Source organism: Zooshikella sp. RANM57 (genome assembly GCF_050749885.1).
Lineage (GTDB): Bacteria > Pseudomonadota > Gammaproteobacteria > Pseudomonadales > Zooshikellaceae > Zooshikella.
Map to the genome: position 1 here is coordinate 461805 of NZ_JBOIUB010000001.1, position 23517 is coordinate 485321.

Genomic DNA, 23517 nt, shown 5'->3' on the forward strand with positions numbered 1-23517 from the left:
AAATTCTTTAGTGGGATCAACACCGCTTTGTGATAGGCGTCTAATCATGGGTTTGACCATTGATCGTTTCACCATGTATGTTGCGCGCCTGCATACTAATCTAACGTACTAGTGGGTTATTTTCAGCAGGGTAAGTGGCGAGTAAACTGAATTCCCTGTGACCCGTATGTTGTTTATTTTTGCTGTCAGCTGCCTTAGCTTGAAGTCTGTGATGAACATTTATTGACTAATTTTGAATCAAGGCAGTTGGTAAAACTTGTTTTTTATCATGTGGAGAGGCAATCAGGAATGAAGAAGTTAACTGTAATGGCTGCATCTGCCGTATTTGCGATCAGTCTTTCCGGTTGTAAATTGGATGAGTTGCAATCAAACTCATTGGCATCTGACGCGTTGGGAGATGCAGTGTCCGCAATGACAATCACTGAAGTTGAAGTGATTGATAGTGCTCGATTGTCTGCTACTGAGATGGATAAGAAAGTTAAAGTGGCACCTGCCAACAGCAAATACCAACAACGTCTTAATAAGCTTGTGCAAAAACACCAGAATGTTCAGGGCGTAAAATTCAACTACAAAGTGTATGAAAATAATGAACTGAACGCATTTGCTATGCCTGACGGTACCGTGCGAGTGTACTCTGGGCTTATGGATAAAATGAATGATCAAGAATTGCTCAGTGTGATTGGACACGAAATTGGTCATGTGATTCTTAAGCACTCATTCAACCAGTATAAGTCAACCTTGCTCACATCTGCTGCACGTAAAGGGTTATCGGCCTCTGGTGGTAAAATTGGCGAGTACGCACAATCTGAAGCGGGAGAGTTAGCAGAAGAATTTGTGGGTGCCCACTTTTCTCAGGAAGATGAGCTGGCAGCTGATAGCTTTGGTGTGAAGTTTATGAAGCAGAATGGCTACAATGCAAATGCCATGGTCAGTGCCTTTCAGAAACTGCAGCGCTATTCAGGTGAGGGTGGCGGTTTCTTTTCAAGCCATCCCTCTACCTCTGAGCGTATCGCAAAGATAAAAGCTCAGCTTTAAACGCTTTACGATCCTAAGCTGTGATCCTAGTGAGTTCATGGCTTAGCGACTAAAGCCATAGGAGCCAGAGTACTTCATGCTCTGGCTTATTATTTTTAGCCGCCTTCTGCAAACTTCCCTGCGTAGTGTATTTAATAGAATACGTACAGTGCCTATGTGACACAGTGCATGTAACTGATTACACTGCACCTCTGTTATTTCATCGATATGCACATATCCTCAATGCATATGCCTAATATGTCGTATTGAAGTCACTATGTGCAGTGATTTAGTTAGCTTGCGGATAATCATGTTAGATCCAACAAAATACACTTTAAAACGAGCACTCAGACCTTTTTCTTACAGTGTGGCCATTATTACCTGTGGTTTGGGGGTGTTACTCGCCTATCGTGATGGATTGGGCGATGATCTTCGTGCGGTTGCAGTGATGGTGGCTGGCATACTGTTACAGGTTGCTGTCAATTTATTAAATAATCACAGTGATCAGCCATTATGGGAGCAGGCTAGCGTTAGCGAGTATCCTCAAAAGGCTCACGTGTTAGCGACCATTCAACAACATACTCTGGGAGGTATGGTTGCTGCGGGTATCGCAGTGCTCATTGGGCTATGGCTGACCTGGCAGGTGGGGTGGGGGATACTGCTGTTAGGTGCCGTTGGTTTAGTAGGAGGCTATGGCTATACCGGTGAACCGATTAATTACAAGGCGAGAGGACTGGGTGTGCCCTGTGTCTTTTGGTTGATGGGAGTGCTTATGGTGGCAGGGGCATATTATGCTGTGGCGGGTGATTGGAGTAACAGCGTTATGCTGGAAGCTATCCCAGTCAGTGTGCTTTCTGCTTTGTTGTTATTAAGTAATGAAATTCGTGATATTGATGTCGATGCGCAGCAAGGTATGCAAACCTTAACCGTTCGCTGGGGCTTAGGGCGAAGCCTTAGTTTGTACTATGGTTTACTGCTGGTGTGTTATGTCAGTAGTTTGCTGATGTGGTACTGGGGAAAACTGCCTGCAGTGTACTGGCTTTTTGTGCCTTTATTATTGTTACCCGGACTCCTGGCGTTACTTAAGAAGGAGTTGAAAGATCGTTATTTGTTACCACCGAAGACTGGGCTGTTTTTTTTGGTATTTGGGGTGGCTTATAGTCTGGCGCTTTATTAAGACCAAGTGTAAGTATGCCACCACCAATGACCAAGAGTGCACCTAGAATACTGATCAGGTCGGGTGTGTGGGACCAGATTAGCCAGCCGAGTAATCCAGAAAAGATGACATTGCTGTAACTGACGGGGGCAACAATACTGGCTTTAGCATAGCGATAAGCATTGGTATAAAGTCGCATGAGTCCGTAAATACCTATGCCTATGCCGATTAACCATGGCCAAAGCCGCAGAGGTATAGGCTGCCAGTCCATATACGTCATCGGTAGGCTAAACAACAGGGATAGCGTGAAATAGTACCAGACAATGCGCTTGCTTGGCTCACTTGCAGCCAGTTCTCGTGTTGAAATCATTGACCAGGCTAAACTGATCGCTGAACCAAAGCCTACGATATGCCAGATAGATAAAGTGTTTATACCTGGACGTAGGATCAGTGTAATGCCTATAAACCCTAAAACTAAGGGTAACCAACGTGCCTTGGGAATTTGAATGTTAAGCCAGATTAATAGTACTAATGGAATGCATAGGGGGGCGGCATTGCGTAATAGCATGGCATCGACTAAAGGGATATGGGACAAGGCCATATAAAAGCACCAAAAGCTTAACCAGCCACTCACTGCTCTCAAGATATGAAGTTTTAAACACTGTGTACGCAGTGCTGATCTGCGATGCTGAATAAGCCAAGGTAACAGAATCAAGCTGCCCACTAAGTACTGTATAAAAATGATTGAAGTGATGGGAACCTGAGAGGCAACATACTTGGTGGCAGCTGCAGTTATGCTGCCCACGAGCGCAGAACCTAAGGCATAGCTTGCGCCAATCAGTGGCTGGTTAAGGTGACTCATTGAAAGCGGTATATTTTTAAACTACTTAAATTGACATCGTTGCGTAATGATAACGCATCGTAGGTATAGAGGGTTAGTCTTATAAACGGGTGTTGTAAACCATGTATGCAAGTAAAGATACTACAGTAGCAGTATTTCAGCTTAAAAAACATGGTGTGACGCTATAAGTGGATAATTGTTTTGCAACCTCATGCTGCTTTTACGGTAATAATAAGTCATTAACGTAAGTGCTAGGGTTAACAGGCCCAAATTAACCTATTCAGTTGATATAAGTAAGGAAATAAATGCAATGCTTTGGGATGTCGTTGCGTTACTCTGGTCACTCGTTGCCTGGGTTGGTTATAGTTTTTTTGCCAAATATCAGGGGCAAAGGCAACTTTGTTTAGCAAAGGTATTACACCGTTACCGACAGCAGTGGGCAACACGCATACTGTTACGAGAAAATCGTATTAGTGATGCCAGTATCACCGCAAATCTCGAACGGAATGTTACATTTTTTGCGTCCACCTCAATATTAGTCGTTGCCGGGTTGGTGACAGCTCTTACTGCTACAGAACATGCCATATTAGTATTATCCGATCTACCTTGGGTTGCTGCACCATCACGCAAGGCCTGGGAACTAAAGATCATGGCACTGTTAGTCATTTTTGTTTACGCCTTTTTCACATTTACCTGGAGTTTGCGCCAATATAATTTTGCTTCTGTACTACTAGGTAGTGCACCTGTGCCTTCTGAAACAGATGTGAGTGTTCAGGAACGGAGTAATTATGCTTTACGGTTAGCCAAAGTATTGTCCCTAGCGGCGAACCGCTTTAACTATGGATTACGCGCTTTTTATTTTGGTTTGGCTACCTTAGCCTGGTTTATTAATCCTTGGTTTTATATATTGGCTACAGTATTGGTGGTTATTATTTTATATCAGCGTGAGTTTCACTCAGCAGTGTTAAAAGCAATGGTGATTACTCCTCTTAAACCTAAGGTTACCGTTATTTCAGAGCAACCCTCCTCATGATTATGCGGTTAGTCAGCAAATTATGTCATTTTAACAGACAGAGGGTGTGGTATAAGCCAGTGGTAAGGGCGTGCTAGTGGTAAGTGGTGGTTAGCCGGAGAGATAGGCGTTGCGATGAGCAGGGGCTAAGATGAACTATTCATTACCCTTTGGGGTGTGATAAAGTTGGCAACCTGATTTTTTGACGCATTGGTCACTATTTTGGTTGTAGAAGAATATATTTTGTACGCCGCTTTCGGGGTATTCGGTTTAAGCTTACCATTTCTCTATTATTTTATCTGGCGACAGAGTGGATGGTCCTTACTGAAGTGCCTGGTGGTGCCTGTGTTAGCGTTAGAGTACGTTTGGCATCACTGGGATAGATTAAGAGTGATTATGTTAGTGCAGGGGATTAGTCTTATTACTGCTGCTGTCGCCCTTCATAATATGCAGTTTACTCATCCTGCAAAATATGCACTGTTGATTGAGCCATTGCAGGTGTGGCTGGTTGAACCTGATGATGAGCCTGGCCCTATGTTGGCACCTGTTAAGGACTGGCAAGCAGAGCGTCAGCAGGCATTATTGCATTTACCCATGATGGGAACCTTAGACAATGAACCTTTTACGCCAAATTATATTGAATGGCGGAAAGGCCAGCTGGTCATTGCTGAGCGTCAACAGGTCAATGATATCGTGCCTATTCGCGAGCTACGCGTTACGTTTCCTGATAGTACGCTAGCGATGGGGCAAATGTTGGATGTGCGTGACTACCCTCTGGTGTTTTCTCAATTGACTCGACCTACTGATGCTAAGAGACCTTTTCTTAAAGATCATTTAGCCAAACCTCAAAGTTTTATACTTCATGTGACACCACGTTTTATAACACTGGATTTACGCTTAAATAAGCAGACACAGTTACGTGGAACCTTGCCCTGGAGCCAAAATTCAAACCCATTACCTGGTGAGCAGCCATTATTAACCATGTCTCCCCTTGAAAAATAAAAAAATCACCCCATCTTGCTGTCAATTGTGAATTCCGAGGTTGCTCGGAGTAAGTTCAACGTCAGTGGAAGGTCAACAGCACATGACAGTAAAAACTAAAAAGGAAACTCTTGGTTTTCAGACGGAAGTAAAACAATTACTTCACCTGATGATTCACTCCTTGTATTCCAATAAAGAAATATTTTTACGTGAGCTGGTTTCTAATGCCTCTGATGCAGTCGATAAATTACGTTTTGCTGCGTTAGATAAACCCGAATTACTTTCTGATGACCCAGATTTAAAAATTCGCATTGAGTTTGATAAAGAAGCCAATACCATTGCTGTTGAAGATAACGGTATTGGTATGACTCGTCAGGAGATGATCGATAATCTTGGCACTATCGCAAAGTCAGGTACGGCTCAGTTTTTGCAGTCGCTAACGGGTGATCAAAAGAAAGACGCGCATTTGATTGGTCAGTTTGGGGTTGGTTTTTACTCAGCATTTATTGTGGCGGATCGGGTTTCAGTGACATCACGTCATGCCGGTACTGATGAAGCAACTTGCTGGGAGTCTGCTGGAGAAGGTGATTTTACTGTCGAGCCAGCTGAAAAAGCGAGTCGTGGTACTAAAATTACGCTGCACTTAAAATCTGATTGTGAAGAATTTGCTGATGGTTTCCGTCTGCGCAATATTATTCGTAAATATTCTGATCATATTTCTTTACCCATTGAAATGGTGAAAGAAGCTACACCAACAGGGGATGAAGAAGAAGAGAAAAAAACTGACGATGTGGTTGAATACGAAACGGTTAATACCGCAACTGCATTATGGACGCGTCCACGTAATGAAATTACAGACGACGAGTATAAAGAGTTTTATAAACACATCAGTCATGACTTTGATGAGCCTCAGACCTGGAGCCACAACAAGGTAGAGGGTAAAGCGGAATACACAAGTTTATTGTATATTCCAAAGCGTGCGCCTTTTGACCTGTGGAACCGTGATGTACAGCGTGGCTTAAAATTGTATGTTCAACGTGTTTTCATTATGGATGACGCTGAACAGTTTTTGCCGTTGTACCTGCGTTTTGTTAAAGGTACTGTAGACTCTAACGATCTACCTTTAAACGTTTCCAGAGAAATTCTCCAAAATAACCCTAAAATTGATAGCATGCGTTCTGCATTGACCAAGCGCGTACTTGATATGCTCAGCAAAATGGCGAAGAAAGAGCCAGAGCAATATGCTGAATTTTGGAAAACATTTGGTCAAGTGCTCAAAGAGGGACCCGCTGAGGATTACAGCAACAAGGAAAAAATTGCCAAACTGCTCCGTTTTGCCACAACGCATACCGACAGTGCAGAGCAAAACCAATCGCTCGAAGACTATATTAGTCGTATGCAAGAAGGGCAAGATAAACTTTATTACGTATTGGGTGAAAATTATCAGGCTGCGAAAAACAGCCCTCACCTGGAAATATTCCGTAAGAAAGGTATTGAAGCGCTGGTACTCTACGATCGTATTGATGAATGGCTTATCCAACAGCTTATGGAGTTTGATGGTAAGAAATTTGTTGATGTCTCCAAAGGTGATCTGGATTTAGGCAAACTTGATTCAGAAGAGGATAAAAAAGCGATTGAAGAAGCCAGCAAAGAAAAAGCCGATTTAATTGAAAAAATTAAAGAAGTTTTAAAAGATAAAGTTGAAGAAGTTAAATTAAGTCATCGTTTGACAGATTCTCCTGCTTGTCTGGTATTGAGTGAGTATGACCTGGGCATTCAAATGCGTAAGGTCATGGAAGCTGCAGGACAAAAAATGCCGGAGTCTAAGCCTACGTTTGAAATTAACCCTTCTCATCCTCTAGTTGAACGTCTTCATGATGAACAGGATGTTGATCGCTTTAATGACCTGACCGAAGTATTATTCGATCAAGCGAAGTTAGCGGCGGGTGGACAGTTGGAAGACCCTTCAAACTATGTGCATCGCTTAAATAAACTGCTGCTTGAAATGAGCCGGTAAGGAAAGATAACGCTGAACATCTCTGTTTAGCGAAAGTCACTTTAATTCGACTTTGGCCATTTGGTTTAGCTAGATATGGTTAAATAATGGTCAAAGTTGAATTTTAATGCCTTTATCTTGTCTCTGGCATTAGCTAGTTTTCTTTCTTGAGAGTGAAATTCAATCTGATTGTGTTGTGCAAATAATGGGGGTATTTACAATATATCATCTAGTCAGAAAGCTTTGAGACTTTGAGCCTGATGTGCAAAATAGCGCCTCATTCTGTTACCTCAATTACGACTCTTTCCAACTCAACTTGACTCGGTAAAGGCTCCTCCATAGCAAAAAAAATAGCAATGAGCAGTGATGCCGAGAAGTTACCTCGATTCACTCGATTAGCTAGATTATTAGGTTCAATATCAATATTGGCTTTCTGTTTGATAAGTTCTGCCAGTTCCCGAAAAGTAAGTTTATTTTTTTGTCTTGCCTGTTGTACCAAGGTGGCACATACTTTATTCCAAACAGGTTTATCGCCCAGTAACTTTTTCATCACTCATTTTCTCCCATCAATAGACAATACTTTTTTTGCCCAATTGATATGGGTGGACGGTTCACACATTTGCCCAGCTTCTTTAAAAACAGCTTTATCTTGATGCAATATAATTTTTTTCGCTAAATCAATTTCTTCATTTTTAAATGAAAGAATTTCTTGAATTAGAGGTACTTGAATGGGGTGAATAGCTGTTTTATTGTGAAAACCATAAGCCCGATCAAGCATGAGTTCTTTCTTGAGAAGAGGCAAGTTTTCATCGTCAATATATTCAAATACAGGTGCAGATAGTTGATAACCAAAAGGCCTAAATGCCGTAATGCAGTTATCGATAGCAATCCTTACAGGTGTTTCATAAATAGTGACATAATCAGGTCGCTTAATATTTAATAGGTTAAGTAAGTCATTACCCCCTATTCGAAAACACGGAATTCCTACAGAGAACGTGTCGATTATTTTTCGTAACCGAATAAGTTCTTGGTTATCAAATGCTACTTCAGTTTCAATCGTTGGCATTAAATGAAACGAGTTTTTACCTGAGTCTTCAATCGCCTCCTTGTATTCATAGACATTACTGTGATCTATTTTAGGTATCACAAATCCCTTAATTTGTTCGATGGTTGCTAAGGATAATAAGTTGGATAATACCTGTGGAGATCGAGCACGAATAAACAAATTGGTTTTGATTTGCGGAAAGCTCATCAGCAATTTATTAATGTTTTTCAAAGCACTTTCTATTTGATGTTCCGAAATCGCATCCTCAGTACAAAGTACGACAGAACCTGCCTGGGTTGTTGTCAAGCGCTGTGCCAGATCAGGCATGATGGCTGGCATGTATAGGGTTGCCCCTAACCTGTAATACAGTTGCTCAGCATGCTTCATGAGTGATTCCTTGTTAAATCTTTTATTAGCGCTAATGCATTGAATGGCATTTCGGCATCAATCTTAACCCTTATTTGCTTTTCTTTAGCTAAAATAAGTAAGTGTTCAACATCTTCTAACTGGCTATTCTTTAATATTAATAGGTCTGGAATCCGACGCAACATTACCCGAGTTGCTTCAGCTATACCAGGTTTAACCTTATTAATATCTTCAACGCCCTGAGCTTTCATGACCTTGGCCAAATAACTGAGCACCTCTTGATGTTTTTGGTCTCTATTCTGCTGGTTTAGTATGTTAGGTATAGCCAGTGATGTGAAGTTCACCTGTGCCATTTCACTGGTAATTTCGTCTATAAACCAGTTACTTAAATCGTCCTGTTGTAGATCTCTATAAGTGACACATTGATGAAAGCCTGATATTTCTGGGTTACGAATGGTTCTTGATACCAAACCAGAAACGGTACTATTTAAAATACCTGAAGGAATTACATAATCTTCATGAGTCGCGACATAGTGTGCTGTATATCCAATATCTGATACGACACATAATTTATCACTTAATTGAAAGCTAGGGTTTTGCTCATTCCAGTGTTGAATGGATTGTTTTAATTCACGGGTAATTGCCCCTTTGGCAGTCCAACCATCCACAAAAACAACAGATTCAGCACTCACATTGATTGTTTGTAAATAGCGTAAAGCGACTTCATCAATTCCCTTACCACGAATAATTGAAATAGAATAATGTGAGGCCGCCACGTCACCTAACATATGTAAAGCACGTTTGAGCAAAATACCAATGGGTGTACCTGCACGTGCTAATGATACTAAGGTAATTGTCTTGCCTTTTTGTTGCCTGAGTATCTGTGCTAACTGCAGTAACTCCGTTGCGAGTCGTTTTTTATATTTGGCCGTTAACTTATAAAATACATCAAGGTAAGCTTTACTGGGAGCTTGCTCTATGGACACCATTTGAGAGTAATGAATGCCAGCTTGTAACCGCTGTTCTTTCTCGTCTACCGTTAAAAGTGCTACATCAACGGCCTCTTGTAATAGGAACAGACAATCTTCTGGGTGATAGCTACCTGTCAATAATGGTTGATGCTTCATCTTAACCTCTTAATTTACTCATCAAATGCGCTATCACTGATTTGACTACACTTCGGTACTAATAAATAATCACATGCTTTCATAAAGCCCAGGTCACTGAGACTATCGCCAGCGCCTACAAATAACGTGTGGCTATCTATGGCTTGATATTTTTGTTTGAGAAAAGTGACTGCGTTAGCTTTTGATGCATAAGGAGGTAGTAAGGCCATGTTACTCCCATTTATATGTACCAAAGTTTCTTGATGACTGTTCACTGCATTAACAACAGGAGCTAATTGTGAGATAAAGTCTTCAATCTTATTTTGTTTATTTTCGACCTTTATACTGACGTAACAGCTTATATTAAAGTCTTCAATCACTTTTACTCTTAGTGGTAACTTATGTTCAGCTATTATTAACTGTACATCCCTTGCCCATTCAGCGAGCTGCACTTGCCACGTTGATAACGCTGGACTGATTTGTTGATACCATGCTTCATCTAGCGTGTGATTATGATTTAATACCAATGCACCATGATTGATAATAATCTCATGCTTAAATACTAATTTAGTTCGACACAATGCTGCATAGTTGCGTCCAGTGACCGGAATTAATACGCCAGCATAGAACAAGCTTAATAATTTATGCTGTTGTTCTGTATAATAAGAGATGACTTTCCCTTCTCTATTAACAGCCCCTGGATACAGATTATCGCTTGCTGAACACTTACGCTCTGTTTGTATAACTGTATCGTCAATGTCGGTAAAAACAACATATGACATTATCTCACCTCGGTTGCATCTTTAATGATAGGAATACAGTTAATTTTTTGTGCTAAACCACAATGTTGATACTGCGCATAGGTTTCATAAGCAATTATCGTAATACGCTCTTTAGGACGGTTATAAATATAATTTTCATAATTATTTTCAATGCTAAAAACTTCTTTGTGGAGAATCCCATCACCTTCTAAAATTGGCGAGCGGGTTGTTGATTGAAATAACACATCAAAACCAGCTTTTTCCATTTCTTCTGCCAGTTTATATGGCTGATACAAAAACTCACCATATCCTAGCACTGTATATTGATCAGTCTTCGCTAAGCTCTCAATAGTAAACCGTTCGCCCGTAATGGTATAAAAGTGATTATTACTATGGTTAAAATCTATACCTGTTCGTATATCTGCCAGCACCGCCTGAGAGGATATGGACAATTGTGTTTTAGCGGGTAATTGACTACTGTGCATGGAACGCGGTGTAAATTGGAAATGACCAGCCACGAGGCAGACAAACTCGACTTTTACGCCAGGTAGTTGCTGCTGTATTTCTGATTTGCGTTGCTCAGAAAGCCAACTCACTAAACTTACCCATACAATTTTTTTTAATCCTTCCGTGTAATCAATTAAATGTTCAGCCAATTGCAATAAGGTGTTACCTGTTGTTATTTCATCATCAACCAATATGGCTGTTTGAGCCTGTTTTAGTTGAAACGGGTTGGTTGGCTGATAAATAATGTGTACAGGGGCATGGCTATGACTTTCATCAATACTAAAAATAATAGGGGTATTCGCTAAATGATAGCGCGTAGTATGGGTATACAACACATCATGACCAAGCTGAAATAATGTCTCAGCAACACCTGCACCAAGCCCTGTAGCCGTTTCGGCCAACCCTACTAACACACATGGCCCTGCTTCAAGCTGAATCTGTTCAGCTAATGCAGCGTAAACGCATGACATGACTGAAGGCTGACAAGGTATATGTTTACCTAATACTTTTGAAATAAAGAGAAAACCACGCTTGGGATTTTGTCGAGATCCAAATGTTAATAGATCAAACAGAGTATATTGTTTACTACTGAGCTGATGATTAACCGTAAATGTTAACGAGCCTGACTGAATTTCAACGATTTTTTCCATAGGAGGGAAACAACTTCTAAGGAGAGGAGGTAGGCGGACACAACCGCCGACCTGAGACTAAAAATTCAAATATTCCTGTGTAATTAGCCTACACTAACGCCGTATTGGGTAGCCATTGATTTTAAACCACCACTAAAGCCTTGACCTACTGCACGGAATTTCCATTCTCCGCCATGGCGATATAATTCACCAAATAGCATGGCTGTTTCGATTGAGTAATCTTCACTTAAATCATAACGAACCACTTCGTCGTTGTTCGCTTCATTGACGATACGAATAAAAGCATTCGATACTTGGCCAAAATTTTGATTTCTTGACTCTGCATCGTGAATAGTGACCCCAATAACAATTTTTTGAACATCGGTAGGAATTTTAGCTAAGTCAACTTTCACCGATTCATCGTCACCTTCACCTTCACCTGTTCGGTTATCACCCAAGTGTTCAACAGAACCGCACTGGCTTTTTAGTTGATTATAGAAAATAAAGTCTGCATCACTACGTACTTTGCCCGCTTCATTTACCATAAAAACTGAAGCATCTAAGTCGAAGTCGGAGCCGTCTGTTGCACGAGCATCCCAACCTAAACCAATGACCGCATTAGTCATACCAGGTGCTGTTTTTTCTAAGCTGACATTACCACCTTTCTGTAATGAAACACCCATTATTTCTCTCCTGTCTTTATATTGGTACTGAGATTGGAAACGCTGTTTTATTACGCCAATCCATAAGTTTGTAAAAATGCACCTAAACCACCAGCAAAACCGTCGCCTTTTGCAACAAAACGCCAATCACCGTCTTTTTTGTATATTTCACCAAAGATCAGTGATGTTTCTGTCGAATAATCTTCAGTCAAATCATAGCGTATAACTTCTTGCTGGTTATCATCATTCAAAATACGAATAAATGCATTTTCCACTAGACCAAAGTTTTGATTTCTAGATTCTGCATCATGGATAGTAACAACAATTACCAGTTTCTCAACTTCAGCAGGGATGGAGCTTAAATTGACCTTAATGACCTCATCATCACCTTCTCCTGCACCAGTGAGGTTGTCACCCATATGCTGAATAGCGCCACAGGCAGATTTGGTGTTATTGTAAAAAACAAAACCACCCTCACCAATTCCTTTACCCTGGCTATTCACCATCAACAATGATGCATCAAGGTCGAAGGCAGAACCATCTGTTGCACGAATATCCCAGCCAACCCCTACATGCATTTTGCTTAAGCCTGGCGCTTCTTTTGCCAGATTAACACGTCCACCTTTTTCTAAGCTAATTGCCATGTTCTGTTTTCCTTCGAAGTTATAACAAAATAAGGATATTAAACTACATCAACTTCATTTGAGTTTTGCGTTTCTTTTTCAGGAAACACAATGGAAGAAAGTACACCTAAAGCAATAGTGCCCAGCACTATAAACAAGCTCATACTATGAGAAATCTCTAAGCCAACCCCCCACACATGTTCAGCGGCCTGAGCACACAACTTAAAGGCGATAAAGAATAAAACAATTGCAACCGCTTTTTCTAAGTGACATAGGTACTTAGCAGCCACGGCTAGCATAAAGTACAGGTTACGTAAGCCAAGAATAGCGAAAATGACAGCCGCATAAACTAAGAAGGGCTCTTCAGTCACTGCAATAATTGCTGGCACTGAGTCAAATGAAAAAACAATATCACTGATTTCTATACACATTAAACAAAGAAACAAAGGTGTAGCATAAAAAGCGGCTTTGCCCACTACTTGTAAACTGGAATCTGTCGCTTTCAACTTTTCAACATCAACATGTTTAATAAAAAATTGGTTTCCATTTAAGCGTGGCAATACGGGAACTAGCTTTTTAGTCCAGCGCACAGACCAGTGATTGGAATAGTCCTCCACTTCATCATCATCGCTTCCTTTCAACATCAAAACGGCAGTCCAGGCAACAATTAAGCCAAAGATAAACTCCACCCAAACACTTAAGCCAAATAAAGAGGTTCCTACAGAAATAAAAATCGCTCTAAATAATAAGGCTCCAATGATACCGTAATATAAGACACGATGCTGTAAGGCACCTTTTATTCCAAATGAGGCAAAAATGGCTATAAAAACCATCATATTGTCAATGGATAAGGTTTTTTCCAGCACATAACCGGTTAAGAACAGGTCTGCCCATTTAGCATCATAACGTAGATACAAATAAGCATAAAATGCTATGGCAAGTGATACCCAAAAAATGGACCACACTAGTGCATCTTTAAATTTAATTTCAGTGGAGTTTCGGTGACTAAATAAGTCACACCAAACAGAAGCAATGACGACAACAAACAGCACAATCACAGCTTCGAATGGAAAACCAAATGATTCCATAGTTTATTACTTCCTAGCCTTGGAAAAATTACAACTCAAACTCGGCGGGATTTAATCCTAACTCTACTGCTATTTTTTTAGCTACCGCTTTTTCATTACTGTCAAAGTCGCCATCGGAAGATGCTATTGCAATAATGAGTCGCATAACTGTACGACAAGCGACTTCATCGCTTCTCAACTTATTTAATGCTTCAAAAGCTTTTGATTCGCCGATATCTTTATCGAATTCAAAGTTATTAATATGATCAGTAAATGATGATACAACCTCAGTCGTTTTAAATACTTTGAGTGCTTCATTGCTCTCAATAAATTTGATCATCTTTTGTTTTTCTTCTGCTTGGATTGTTCCATCCGCTAAAGCAATTAATGCAGCACCACCTGTTGCAGCATTTAAGAAATTTTTACTTTTAAACTTCATTACATCATCTTTTAATTCGTTAGCTTTTTCTTTTAATGAGTTTAAAAAATTACTAAATCCACCGGCCATAATACCATCCTCTACTCTGGGTTTTCTTGCTGTGAATACCAAGGAAGTTGCCACCCATAAGCTTGATCCATTGCAACTAGCGAATCAAAAAACTCTATTAAGGGTGTTAGTTTATATTGCTGTTCCACTCGCTCTATCATCGCTACGGCACATAATGGCTGGTCACAACGATAGGAACTAATACGTATTTGATCAAGGTTGTTAAAATCTATACTGGCACCCAATTTATTCCATTGGCTTAACCCTTCTAGAATAAAGCAGTAAACTAAAATACGATACGATTTATGCCAGTATTGTGTATTTAGCTGCAACTGCTGTATTCGCTGATCCTCATTACTGATCGCTTGAATATAAGGCACTCCATAATAAGAACCTTGTGCTTCACCATAAGACTGTACTAACCCTCGCTGACCATTTCTCAACTCATAAAACGCACCTATTCGTAAGTCGTTAACAGGTCCAAAGTCAAGCACATTATTGATTGGGTCATGCGGGTTTAGCTTATCTTTCCAGCTCAAGGTAATGAGAAAGTCATCCTCAGTAATGGTATTTAAAATAGGATTTGTATGCTGTTCTGCTGCCGTAGATAGTCGTTTAGAAACTACTGGCTGGACTTTTTGAGTCTGCTGATGAGGATTTTCTGCTGTTCGTTCAACGGAGATATTATACTGTTTTTCTAGCTGGGCAATACCTTCATTAAACCCCTGACAAACTGACCTTACCTTCCATTTATCATGATGGCGATAAAGTTCTGACACTATTAATAGGGATTCACTTCGGTTGGCTAATTCAGCTTTTACTTCAAATAACGGTTGATCTGCAAGGGTATCTGTATATAAGACCGTTAATTGACCGGCTGTTGATGCCAAGGGTTGGTCGCTATAAGCAATAAACTTTATTTTGTTGACATTGTCAGCTAACTCAAAAGGCTGCACTAACCACGTCACTTCATTGCTTTGATTGATACCTGAACAATGGCCATGAATGATCTGCTGTTGTTCATCAAATACGAGGCATAACCATTTAACACCTAAACTACCCTCAACACGAAGGGTGATAATAGGGTTTTCTAACTTGGTATTTTGCCCAGGTATCAAATACTGCATGCCAACCAACCTTAGCTGTTAAAGGTTAAATATAAGAGCGAGCAACCGTTATTATTGTTTGCTCTAATCCTTGATCCTTAGTTGGCTCACCTACAGCCTTGAATTTCCAATCTCCATCTTTTTTATACAAAACGCCTAATACCATTGTAACTGAGCCTGAAAAAGAAGGGTCATTGGCAATGTCATACGTAGCCAAAATATTATCTACCCTGGAAGGAGAGCCTTCATATAAGCGAATAGAGGCAAAGGGAATGGCTGCAAAGTCTTGCTTGCGGAATGAATTGAGCACAACGGCTACAGCAGAAACTTCATTTGGTACTTGTTGCAGGCTAATGGTAACGACTTCATTATCTAATCCATCATCGCCATCCATGTCTCCGGTTAAGTCATCGCCACTATGATGAATTGACCCGCATTTGCTTCGGAGCTGTCCAAAATAGACAACATCAACAGGTTCCTTCTTGTCATTGTACAATCCTACACTGGCATCCAGATCAACGGGCACTTTTTTAGTACCAAAAAAACCTTTCTTTTCTATAGCCCCCCAGTTAACGCCGACACAAATTTGTTGCAGGCTTTTACCTGCTTCTTTTTCAAGGCTAATTCGTTGACCTTTAGTTAATGAAATTGCCATATAGACTCCTAGCCTTAGTCGATGATCATACAATAATATGAATTTCGCACTTTGACATACCGCCTATAGCAAGTCAATAATCATGACTGATTGGAAAGCGGTCGCATCGTAAAGTTTCAAGTTTTGTCGCAAAAAATACTCAGGATAATACCACTGGTCTTTCATCTTAGTGTAGGTCTTATCCATGAACCAACTTTTGCTGATAGGTGACTTCTTTTTTCGAAACAATTTTTCGAGTTGAGCAGTGTAGGTCGCCACCCAGCACTGAATACTGGAATGGTCGACAGGGACACTGCAATTGTGCATGAACGCTTCAATATCACGGTAGCTCAGTGTGAGCAGGAGTAGAAAAAGACTATCAGGGTGACAGATTATTGCTCAGTAGTTTTACCAGTTATCAGGCTGGTTTTGGCGAATGTTATCACTACGCATGTTATCAAACACGAAAACCTCTTTACCATTTTCATCTATCTCTATTTGTCCAGCGCCTTTGGCACACAGATATTGTAGTATTTCTGTTACTTGCTCAATGGTCATTGTATGGCTAGAGGCTAATTCAAAAGCGGTGACTCTGTAGTTCCGTTCTTTTATCATATTGAGAATAACTCGCTCATTGTGTTCTTTTTGAGCTGCTTTGGTTTGGTTAAAGGTTTTCCAGCTGACAAAAGCACCACCAGAAACCATACCCGCACCGATTAATAGCATAGGAATACTGGCGTAGCCCAGTAATGAAATAACACCACCCATAGCAGCAATGCCATAACCTACATAAGGGTATTTTGGTAGTTGTGTGCTAGGTGTAGTCGTTGCTCCTGCACTGGCTGTTGGCTGAGGCGATTGGGGAGGAGGGCGATGACTCATTGTTTGAGGTTTTCTTTGTTTAGGGGCAGTAAAGCCATATTTTTCAGCAATTTTATTGATGCCTTCTGCATAGCCTTGTCCCAGACCTCGTACTCGCCACTCACCTCGATAGCGATAAATTTCAAACAGCACGGCACTATTGTAATTTTTTGCTGCAGTTTCAAAAATAAATTTACACACAGGCTGACCGGTAATGGCACTGACTAAACGCGTTTCAATATAGTCGACACTAGAGAAACGTTTAGTCTCTGGGGTACGACTCACTAACAGCTCTAGTTTGACAATATCTGCAGGTAATTGCTCTAGGTTAATTTGACCTTCATTGCTTTTTAGCGCAACGCCACCACCACGTAGAGAAGGATTCGCCGGATATAAGAAATCTTTAATATTTTTGACTTTATTTTCAGGACCAACTGCTACTAGGTTTAGCTCAATATCATCTAGCTTCGGTACACTTCGAGCTTGCCACAATAGTTTTTTACAATGAGCAAAATGCTCGGTAAGAGATAAGTTCTCTCCTGCAGAGAGTTCAACACCTTCACTCAGAGAAATACCATCATCTGGTATTAATGCTGAAGGTAAGCTGAAGCGAAATTGCTCTGCTAGAGTGCTAAGGTCTCCAAGACCTTCGTAGCCAATAAAGCGGAGTTTCCACTGGCCCTTATGGCGATAAATTTCCAGTAAGGTAAGCGACTTGGTTTCAGAAGTGCAAGAAGGGATATTGATACGTGTTAGCTGCCCATTGTTTATCCTTACCTGTATATTTTGTACTTGGTTGAAGCTATGAAGGCTATTCACGGGTAATGATAAGATAATGCATAACTTATCATATGGGGTGGCTAGTACAGGTAAATTCAGATCAAACTGTTTCCCTTGTGGATGTCGGGTAACCAGCTCAGGAATTTCAGGGTTAGCCTCCCATAAAAAGTGACTAGGAGACGTAACTTGCTTGTCATTATTAATAGCAAACCCGTAGGCCTCCAGATTGAGGTCCGCTGTGAGGCTACGCCAACCGATGTCAATACGTAAGGGCTTTTTTGAATCTAAAGAAATATTTTGACCTCTGATTAACTCCATAGCGCTCTGTATTCACCTATTAGACACAAAATGAGAGTGTACTTCGGCTGAGTAGCTGTCGCAAATCTTCTGTTAATGACCTAGTTTAGTGACCGTATTGAGCTAGAACACATAGGATTAAGCGGGATATCCGGCCCATACTAGGTTTTGATGTGTTCTGTAGAACTCGGTCAACCTGATTTGATTCATCAGCTGAGAAGACAATAGTCGGCCAACCCCATCACAAAGATAAGATTTTTTGGAAAGTTCTGTGCATTATCTATTCATTGTCCACACACTGATGTATATCGAAATACCACAGGTGTTCATTTAATCATGGTTGAGGTATATCAAATTGTAGGTAGTGCTTGAATGGGGATGTGAAACAGGTGCTGGTCAACCAAAATTGGACACATTTAGTTGAGAATTTTCAAACTCTACGGGTGACAGATCACCATTGGCAGAATGCAGTTGCTCTAAGTTGTAGTACTTCATATAAGCAACCACATCTTGTTTCATAAATTCTCTCGTGGGCTGACTCACCTTAAAAAGCCAGTCGTGCTTCAAGCTACCAAAGAAACGTTCTACCACGGCATTATCCCAACACGCACCTACCTTTTCTTTCCACTTGTAAAGCAGGCTAGTAGCAATATCAAGAGACTTTGCTGCATCAGCAACACTGTAGCCTTGCTCTAGCACCATCAGAATAGCTTCATCTTTAAATGACTGTGGATAGCTCTTATGTGTTTTTTTTAGACTCATATAGACCTTTTAATTCATTGACAGTGTTGTCTCAAAATTAAGTGTCCGATGACATTAGAGCAGAACAGAATAATTAGATTACAGAGAAACTTTATTAGCTTATTTATGCCTTATAAAAATCAACCAAAGCATTCAACGCCTGAAAAGAAAAACGGCAAGGCAATTGTTGTCAATTACAAACACCTCCCGGTAAGCTAACAATATCCAACTGAATCCCAACTAGCATCATGCATACCCAATAGAAAACAAAGTGGCCAGAATAGACATACAACACTAAAGGGCAGGAGCACTAGATGAATGCACTGGTCGTAGTTAACACTGACAATTTTATCTAAGCCAGGAGTAGAAAAGTTATGGTAACCTATAATCCATATATAGAAATTACAGGTGAATATAAGAGATGATAGAGCTTCAATCAGGTGGAAATATCAAGTTAAATAGCGATTATATCAATATTACGATTGAATGGGATCACCCATTAATCAACAAAGATGATATCGATACCTCTGCGTTTTTATTAAATGACCAAGGAAAAGTAAGGTCAGATGCTGACTTCATTTTTTATAACCAGCCCAATTCAACAGATAATAGCGTAAAACTCTCATCAGACACTAATAAACAGTCCTATGCTGTTAACCTAACTAACATTCCCCCAGATATCCACAAAGTGGCCTTCGCTATTGTTATCCATTCTAATAGTGATTTTGGTTCCGCAAAGCGTATCCGTTTAAATATAGAAGGAATCACTCACTATCAACCTATCACCCAGGGGATGAAAGAGAAGGCCTTAATTATGGGACAGCTCTATCGTCATCAGGGTAACTGGAAGTTTAAAGCATTAGGTCAAGGTTATAATGGGGGATTAGCACCTTTGGCGACAGGCTACGGAGTGGATATTGCTGAAAAACCAACAGATGATACTACCAGCCCTTCTCATAACGACCAAGCTTCTCAATCAAGTACGTCAGGTGCCACTTCTCAGGCAAGCCCATCTAAACCTATTGATTTAGAAAAGAGATTACAAGAAAAAGCGCCTAGGCTAATTAATCTAGCCAAACCAATTAAAGTCTGCTTAGAGAAAAAACAACTTACGGATGTCAAAGCTAAAGTTGCTTTTGTGTTAGATGCTTCAGGCTCTATGACTAACCAGTTCAAGGAAGGCAACGTACAAGCTGCATTAGATAGAATTACGACACTTGCAGTTCAGTTTGACGATGATGAAGCACTAGAGTTATGGGCTTTTGCTGATAAATTTAAAAAATATGCTGATGTGTCACTTGACAATTTAGATGATTATATAGAAGAGCTTACTAAAAAAACGAAGAAAAAAGGATTTTTTTCTTCAATGATTTCAGAAGTAATTGAAGGTTTAGGCTTTGGTAATAATGAACCGCCAGTGATCAGTGATATAATAAAAAACTATCAAACCTCAAATTTACCTGCTTATATTATCTTTATTACAGATGGTGGCATTTATAAAGATAGAGAAATAGAAAAACTTATCAAACAAGCCGCAGACTATCCAATATTTTGGCAGTTTGTAGGGCTAGGTGGCTCGAATTATGGCATTCTAGAGAGGTTAGATGATTTAGCGGGACGCACTGTTGACAATGCTGACTTCTTTCCTATTGATGACTTCAAGAAAGTGCAAGACCAAGAGTTATATGATCGATTATTAAATGAATTCCCTGGTTGGCTACGTGAAGCTAAAAGAGTTGGTATCATTAGTTGACCTAAAGGCATGAATATTGGTGCATACCAAAGACTCAGGACATTCTGACTAAGCAGTTTGAATAATTTTTAAACATGCCTTGGTAGAGAGCCAAGGCTCAGATTAATCATCTTCATCTTCATCTTCGTCGTCATCACTCACCACATCAATCACAGCTCCACCCACCTTGAAGAGCAGAGTAATCGCATATAAATTTGCTGTTAAAAGCATGTTCTAAAGAACCTTTGTTCAAAGACTGAATAACGTCGTCAATCCTTCCTTGGAGGCTTGGCTGCCGCATACCTGCGGCCTACAGTTCAACGAACGTTATCCAGCTTTTGTTTACCACTGACCTATACCGAAGTACAACATGTGTTCATTAGATAATGATTGGGTTTAACAATAAGCAGCCTGCACGGTATTAGTGATCATTTAATTAAAATAAAAGTAACCCATTGCAGGGTAGTGATCAGAAATATCACTGTAGTATCCGTTATGATAAAGTTGGTCATTCCACTTGCCCGCTAAATAATGCCAATACCATTGAGTATCTGCTTTAGCTTTTATAATTTCCATATAATACTGGATGGGTTGTTGATAGTGTTGGTGGTAGGCAATGTAATCCAGCGTATCATCATAATTTAAATCATAACCATCATAATAAGCTCCAGCCTTGGCCAGCCAGTTTGTTGCAGAAGAAAAGGATCCGCCATCAAAAGAATAATTAATCATACATTGACAATGATCTAACATGGCCAAATGTTTTTTTGGGGTGTTTTTATATTCAACATTAAAATCTCCAGCAAACACAATGGGGTGGATAGGGGATATTTTGAACTGTTTTAACCAACTGTTTATTTCATCAAACTGTTGCATCCTTACGCTATGTGCTTTGTCTACATACTTTTTATAATCAGCTTGAAGATGTGTACCCACAATATAACGAGATTTTCCACTTTGTGCTATTTTGATTAAAACAGCCCCTTTATTAGAAAAATAGTCAGCTGCTTCAAATAATTTGCTGTAGTGAGTGAAGACATAGGCATGTTGTTCGAGAATAGGGTAACGACTTAAAATAAAAGTGCCACCTCGAATAACGAAAGGGGAGTTACTGCAACGGCCTTGTATCGTATGCCAACTTGAGTGATTGGTCGAGCAATGCTGGCCGACAACAGGTGTTGCATAAGGATATATATCCCCAAGCGCTTGAGTCAGCGTATTATAGGCATCATCGGTAAACGCCTCGTTAATAACCAGAATATCGGCTTGAACAGGTAAATGACGAATCGTTTTTGCAGTATTTTGCAAGCGAGCAGTTTGATCCCAATCTTGAAAAGGTAACTGCATAATATTGTAACTCATCACTGTGAGTGATGTTTTGGCCTGGGAATAAACAGAAAATAAAACAATAGTTGCCAATAGCAAATATTTGCTCAGGTTTAACATATTTTAGTGTCCCATGTTAGTAGTCTATCCCTCCGTTGCGGGGATAGTTTTCGTTTGATGATTGTTTTTTTTATTTGATTTTTCTTATTATTGTTTTTTTGTTGACGTGATGGTGTGATGATTATTTTTGATTTTATTGAATAGCAATATACCTAAATAAGATAAGGACATCGTTGTGTTAAATTTGAAATTTAAGCTTAAGGCGGATCCATAGTTTTTCTCCAATACATGGCATAATAAAGGAAATACTTAATACCATCTTAGGTTAATTAAGTGCTTGCTAATCGCTATGACTGTTGTTCAGTGAAAAATATTTGCTGTCTAATGATGAGTAACTGAGTGTTGTATTTATTTCTAGCAAAGGAATATGACGGAAATTTAACAGCACAATGAAAAAAATGATCTTTAATTTTGATACGCGTTATTCTTAAAACTTGCTTTCAAAAATTAAATAGTTTTAAACGTTTGTTTGGAATGAGGGATCTGCGGGATTAAATGAACTTCTGGGACTTTGGTATACGCTAGTGTGGTAGATAAAGGCGGGATAACTCACATCGAACTGTTTGCCGCAAGGATACGGCAATCAAGCCTCCAGGGAAGGATTGACGGTGTGTTCGAAGGGCGTTATGCAGACTGTTGAACGAAAGGGATAATGGCTTAAAGGTAACGTTAATTACATCGATGTGGCACACAGAAGAGAGCTGTACTACATTTTGAGTGTGATAAAATAATTAACTGATTACATTATTTGGCTAGTTAACATGAAACTGGTCAGATTTTACTTTTGAGTATTATGATAAACAGGTTTTATCATCCACCTGAAGCGAGTCTTCTTGAACCACTTGAAAATAATCAGCAGGTGCCTTCTTCGGTGCCATGGTATGCATTAGTCAAAGCTTTCTTTTTTCCTTCCCGGTTTTTTAAAGATTACTCAATCTGTCGTTTACCTAAACTGGTATTTATCGGCAGTTGGTTGTTGGGAATGGCTGTTATGGTCGATGTTATTAATCGACAAATGCTTGATATTCAACTGGGTGGCTCATTTGCATATTGGCAAATAGTTATGACACAGTGGTTTTGGTATTGGCTATGTGTTATCGCAATGGGACTGCCCATTGGCATCATTGTGGTTTTTGTAGGGTGCTACTGGGTCAGATTGGGAATAATATTTTGTAGTTCTCATTCAAAAAAACCGCCTCATTCGTCACTGATATATTCAGGCGTTAAAGAATTATTTATTTTGCCTTCATTGATAACCACATTGCCTATTTTGTTATTAACAGTCTATGAAAGCTGTCAATATGCTATGTATATTGATGCGTGGGCACATCCCGTGTTTATGGTTGAATATGGTTTGATATTATTACCTGCATGGTCCATATGGATAACGTATCAAGGTGTACGAACGTGTTACAGTCAACAGGGGTGGCGGTCAATATGTTGGTTTTTGATTTTACCAGGTTGTTTTTATCTCAGTAGTTTATTCGCTATGCTCATCATAACGTTGATGCAGGTTCAACCGGATTTATTTCCCTTTCAGGTAGTGCTTTAAGGGGGGCTAAATAAATCATATTATTGATATGCCTTACTCTAAAATAATTAAATGAATCATTATTCATTTAATTTTATCTGAATGCCTATCCTGTCTTTGCCTATACTACTGAAAA

General features: G+C 39.8%; 21 protein-coding genes and 2 pseudogenes. 7 read left to right on the forward strand and 16 right to left on the reverse strand.

The annotated features are described in order from the left end of the window. Nucleotides 1-288: 288 nt before the first annotated feature. Both ACQ96U_RS01630 and ACQ96U_RS01635 read left to right on the forward strand, forming a co-directional pair. Nucleotides 289-1035, forward strand: a complete 747-nt coding sequence (locus tag ACQ96U_RS01630; RefSeq protein WP_431719481.1) for a M48 family metallopeptidase — start codon at nt 289-291, stop codon at nt 1033-1035. Between the two features lie 289 nt (nt 1036-1324). After that, on the forward strand, nt 1325-2191 hold the full coding sequence (locus ACQ96U_RS01635; protein ID WP_431719482.1) for a prenyltransferase: 867 nt from the start codon (nt 1325-1327) through the stop codon (nt 2189-2191). On the opposite strand, the gene ACQ96U_RS01640 is transcribed toward ACQ96U_RS01635, so the two are convergent. After that, on the reverse strand, nt 2097-3032 hold the full coding sequence (locus ACQ96U_RS01640) for a DMT family transporter (RefSeq protein ID WP_431719483.1): 936 nt from the start codon (nt 3030-3032) through the stop codon (nt 2097-2099). The two genes, ACQ96U_RS01635 and ACQ96U_RS01640, sit on opposite strands and share 95 nt — an antisense overlap. Nucleotides 3033-3321: 289 nt before the next feature. Here ACQ96U_RS01640 and ACQ96U_RS01645 point away from each other — a divergent pair, with 289 nt between their 5' ends. The 3 genes from ACQ96U_RS01645 to htpG all read left to right on the forward strand — a co-directional run bounded on the left by ACQ96U_RS01645 (nt 3322) and on the right by htpG (nt 7021). Continuing rightward, complete coding sequence (locus ACQ96U_RS01645) at nt 3322-4044, forward strand: DUF599 domain-containing protein (RefSeq protein ID WP_431719484.1); 723 nt, start codon at nt 3322-3324, stop codon at nt 4042-4044. 324 nt (nt 4045-4368) lie between these two features. Then, complete coding sequence (locus ACQ96U_RS01650) at nt 4369-5025, forward strand: hypothetical protein (protein WP_431719485.1); 657 nt, start codon at nt 4369-4371, stop codon at nt 5023-5025. 82 nt (nt 5026-5107) lie between these two features. Beyond that, nucleotides 5108-7021, forward strand: coding sequence for a molecular chaperone HtpG (htpG, locus tag ACQ96U_RS01655; protein WP_431719486.1), 1914 nt, complete (start codon nt 5108-5110; stop codon nt 7019-7021). A 256-nt stretch (nt 7022-7277) separates the two neighbouring features. Here htpG and ACQ96U_RS01660 read toward each other — a convergent pair whose 3' ends face one another. The 14 genes and pseudogenes from ACQ96U_RS01660 to ACQ96U_RS01725 form a co-directional block, all read right to left on the reverse strand. Next, a complete protein-coding gene (locus ACQ96U_RS01660; RefSeq protein WP_431719487.1) occupies nt 7278-7550 on the reverse strand; it encodes a DUF6471 domain-containing protein in 273 nt (90 codons plus the stop codon). 3 nt (nt 7551-7553) lie between these two features. Further along, entirely contained in the window at nt 7554-8432 is an 879-nt protein-coding gene (locus tag ACQ96U_RS01665; protein ID WP_431719488.1) for an aldolase/citrate lyase family protein, read from the reverse strand. Next, nucleotides 8429-9538, reverse strand: a complete 1110-nt coding sequence (locus ACQ96U_RS01670; protein ID WP_431719489.1) for a cysteine protease StiP family protein — start codon at nt 9536-9538, stop codon at nt 8429-8431. The genes ACQ96U_RS01665 and ACQ96U_RS01670 overlap by 4 nt, the downstream gene beginning before the upstream one ends. Nucleotides 9539-9552: 14 nt before the next feature. Beyond that, nucleotides 9553-10299, reverse strand: a complete 747-nt coding sequence (locus ACQ96U_RS01675) for an HAD family hydrolase (RefSeq protein ID WP_431719490.1) — start codon at nt 10297-10299, stop codon at nt 9553-9555. Beyond that, nucleotides 10299-11435 (reverse strand): phosphoribosyltransferase domain-containing protein, encoded by a 1137-nt coding sequence (locus ACQ96U_RS01680; protein WP_431719491.1) that lies wholly within the window; start codon nt 11433-11435, stop codon nt 10299-10301. The genes ACQ96U_RS01675 and ACQ96U_RS01680 overlap by 1 nt, the downstream gene beginning before the upstream one ends. A gap of 83 nt (nt 11436-11518) precedes the next feature. Beyond that, entirely contained in the window at nt 11519-12097 is a 579-nt protein-coding gene (locus ACQ96U_RS01685) for a TerD family protein (RefSeq protein ID WP_431719492.1), read from the reverse strand. Between the two features lie 50 nt (nt 12098-12147). Further along, nucleotides 12148-12720, reverse strand: coding sequence for a TerD family protein (locus ACQ96U_RS01690; protein ID WP_431719493.1), 573 nt, complete (start codon nt 12718-12720; stop codon nt 12148-12150). A gap of 38 nt (nt 12721-12758) precedes the next feature. Beyond that, nucleotides 12759-13787, reverse strand: coding sequence for a TerC/Alx family metal homeostasis membrane protein (locus ACQ96U_RS01695; protein WP_431719494.1), 1029 nt, complete (start codon nt 13785-13787; stop codon nt 12759-12761). A 28-nt stretch (nt 13788-13815) separates the two neighbouring features. Beyond that, the gene (locus tag ACQ96U_RS01700; RefSeq protein ID WP_431719495.1) at nt 13816-14274 is read right to left on the reverse strand and encodes a tellurite resistance TerB family protein; all 459 of its coding nucleotides are present in this window, start codon (nt 14272-14274) and stop codon (nt 13816-13818) included. A gap of 11 nt (nt 14275-14285) precedes the next feature. After that, nucleotides 14286-15380 carry a TerD family protein gene (locus ACQ96U_RS01705; protein ID WP_431719496.1) on the reverse strand — a complete coding sequence of 365 codons (1095 nt, stop codon included), beginning with the start codon at nt 15378-15380 and terminating at the stop codon, nt 14286-14288. Between the two features lie 25 nt (nt 15381-15405). Continuing rightward, complete coding sequence (locus tag ACQ96U_RS01710; RefSeq protein WP_431719497.1) at nt 15406-16014, reverse strand: TerD family protein; 609 nt, start codon at nt 16012-16014, stop codon at nt 15406-15408. A gap of 387 nt (nt 16015-16401) precedes the next feature. Beyond that, complete coding sequence (locus tag ACQ96U_RS01715; RefSeq protein ID WP_431719498.1) at nt 16402-17952, reverse strand: TerD family protein; 1551 nt, start codon at nt 17950-17952, stop codon at nt 16402-16404. A 375-nt stretch (nt 17953-18327) separates the two neighbouring features. Further along, nucleotides 18328-18546 (reverse strand): annotated as a pseudogene (locus ACQ96U_RS01720) (integrase core domain-containing protein); the annotation flags it as partial. A gap of 9 nt (nt 18547-18555) precedes the next feature. Beyond that, nucleotides 18556-18693: pseudogene (locus ACQ96U_RS01725) on the reverse strand (transposase); the annotation flags it as partial. 400 nt (nt 18694-19093) lie between these two features. On the opposite strand from ACQ96U_RS01725, the gene ACQ96U_RS01730 reads away from it, so the two are divergent. Beyond that, nucleotides 19094-20425, forward strand: coding sequence for a VWA domain-containing protein (locus ACQ96U_RS01730; protein ID WP_431719499.1), 1332 nt, complete (start codon nt 19094-19096; stop codon nt 20423-20425). Between the two features lie 411 nt (nt 20426-20836). On the opposite strand, the gene ACQ96U_RS01735 is transcribed toward ACQ96U_RS01730, so the two are convergent. After that, nucleotides 20837-21850: a sphingomyelin phosphodiesterase gene (locus tag ACQ96U_RS01735; RefSeq protein WP_431719500.1), complete on the reverse strand. Its 1014-nt coding sequence runs from the start codon at nt 21848-21850 to the stop codon at nt 20837-20839. A gap of 793 nt (nt 21851-22643) precedes the next feature. Between ACQ96U_RS01735 and ACQ96U_RS01740 the strand changes: the two genes are divergently transcribed. Further along, nucleotides 22644-23402 (forward strand): hypothetical protein, encoded by a 759-nt coding sequence (locus tag ACQ96U_RS01740; protein ID WP_431719501.1) that lies wholly within the window; start codon nt 22644-22646, stop codon nt 23400-23402. Nucleotides 23403-23517 lie beyond the last annotated feature (115 nt).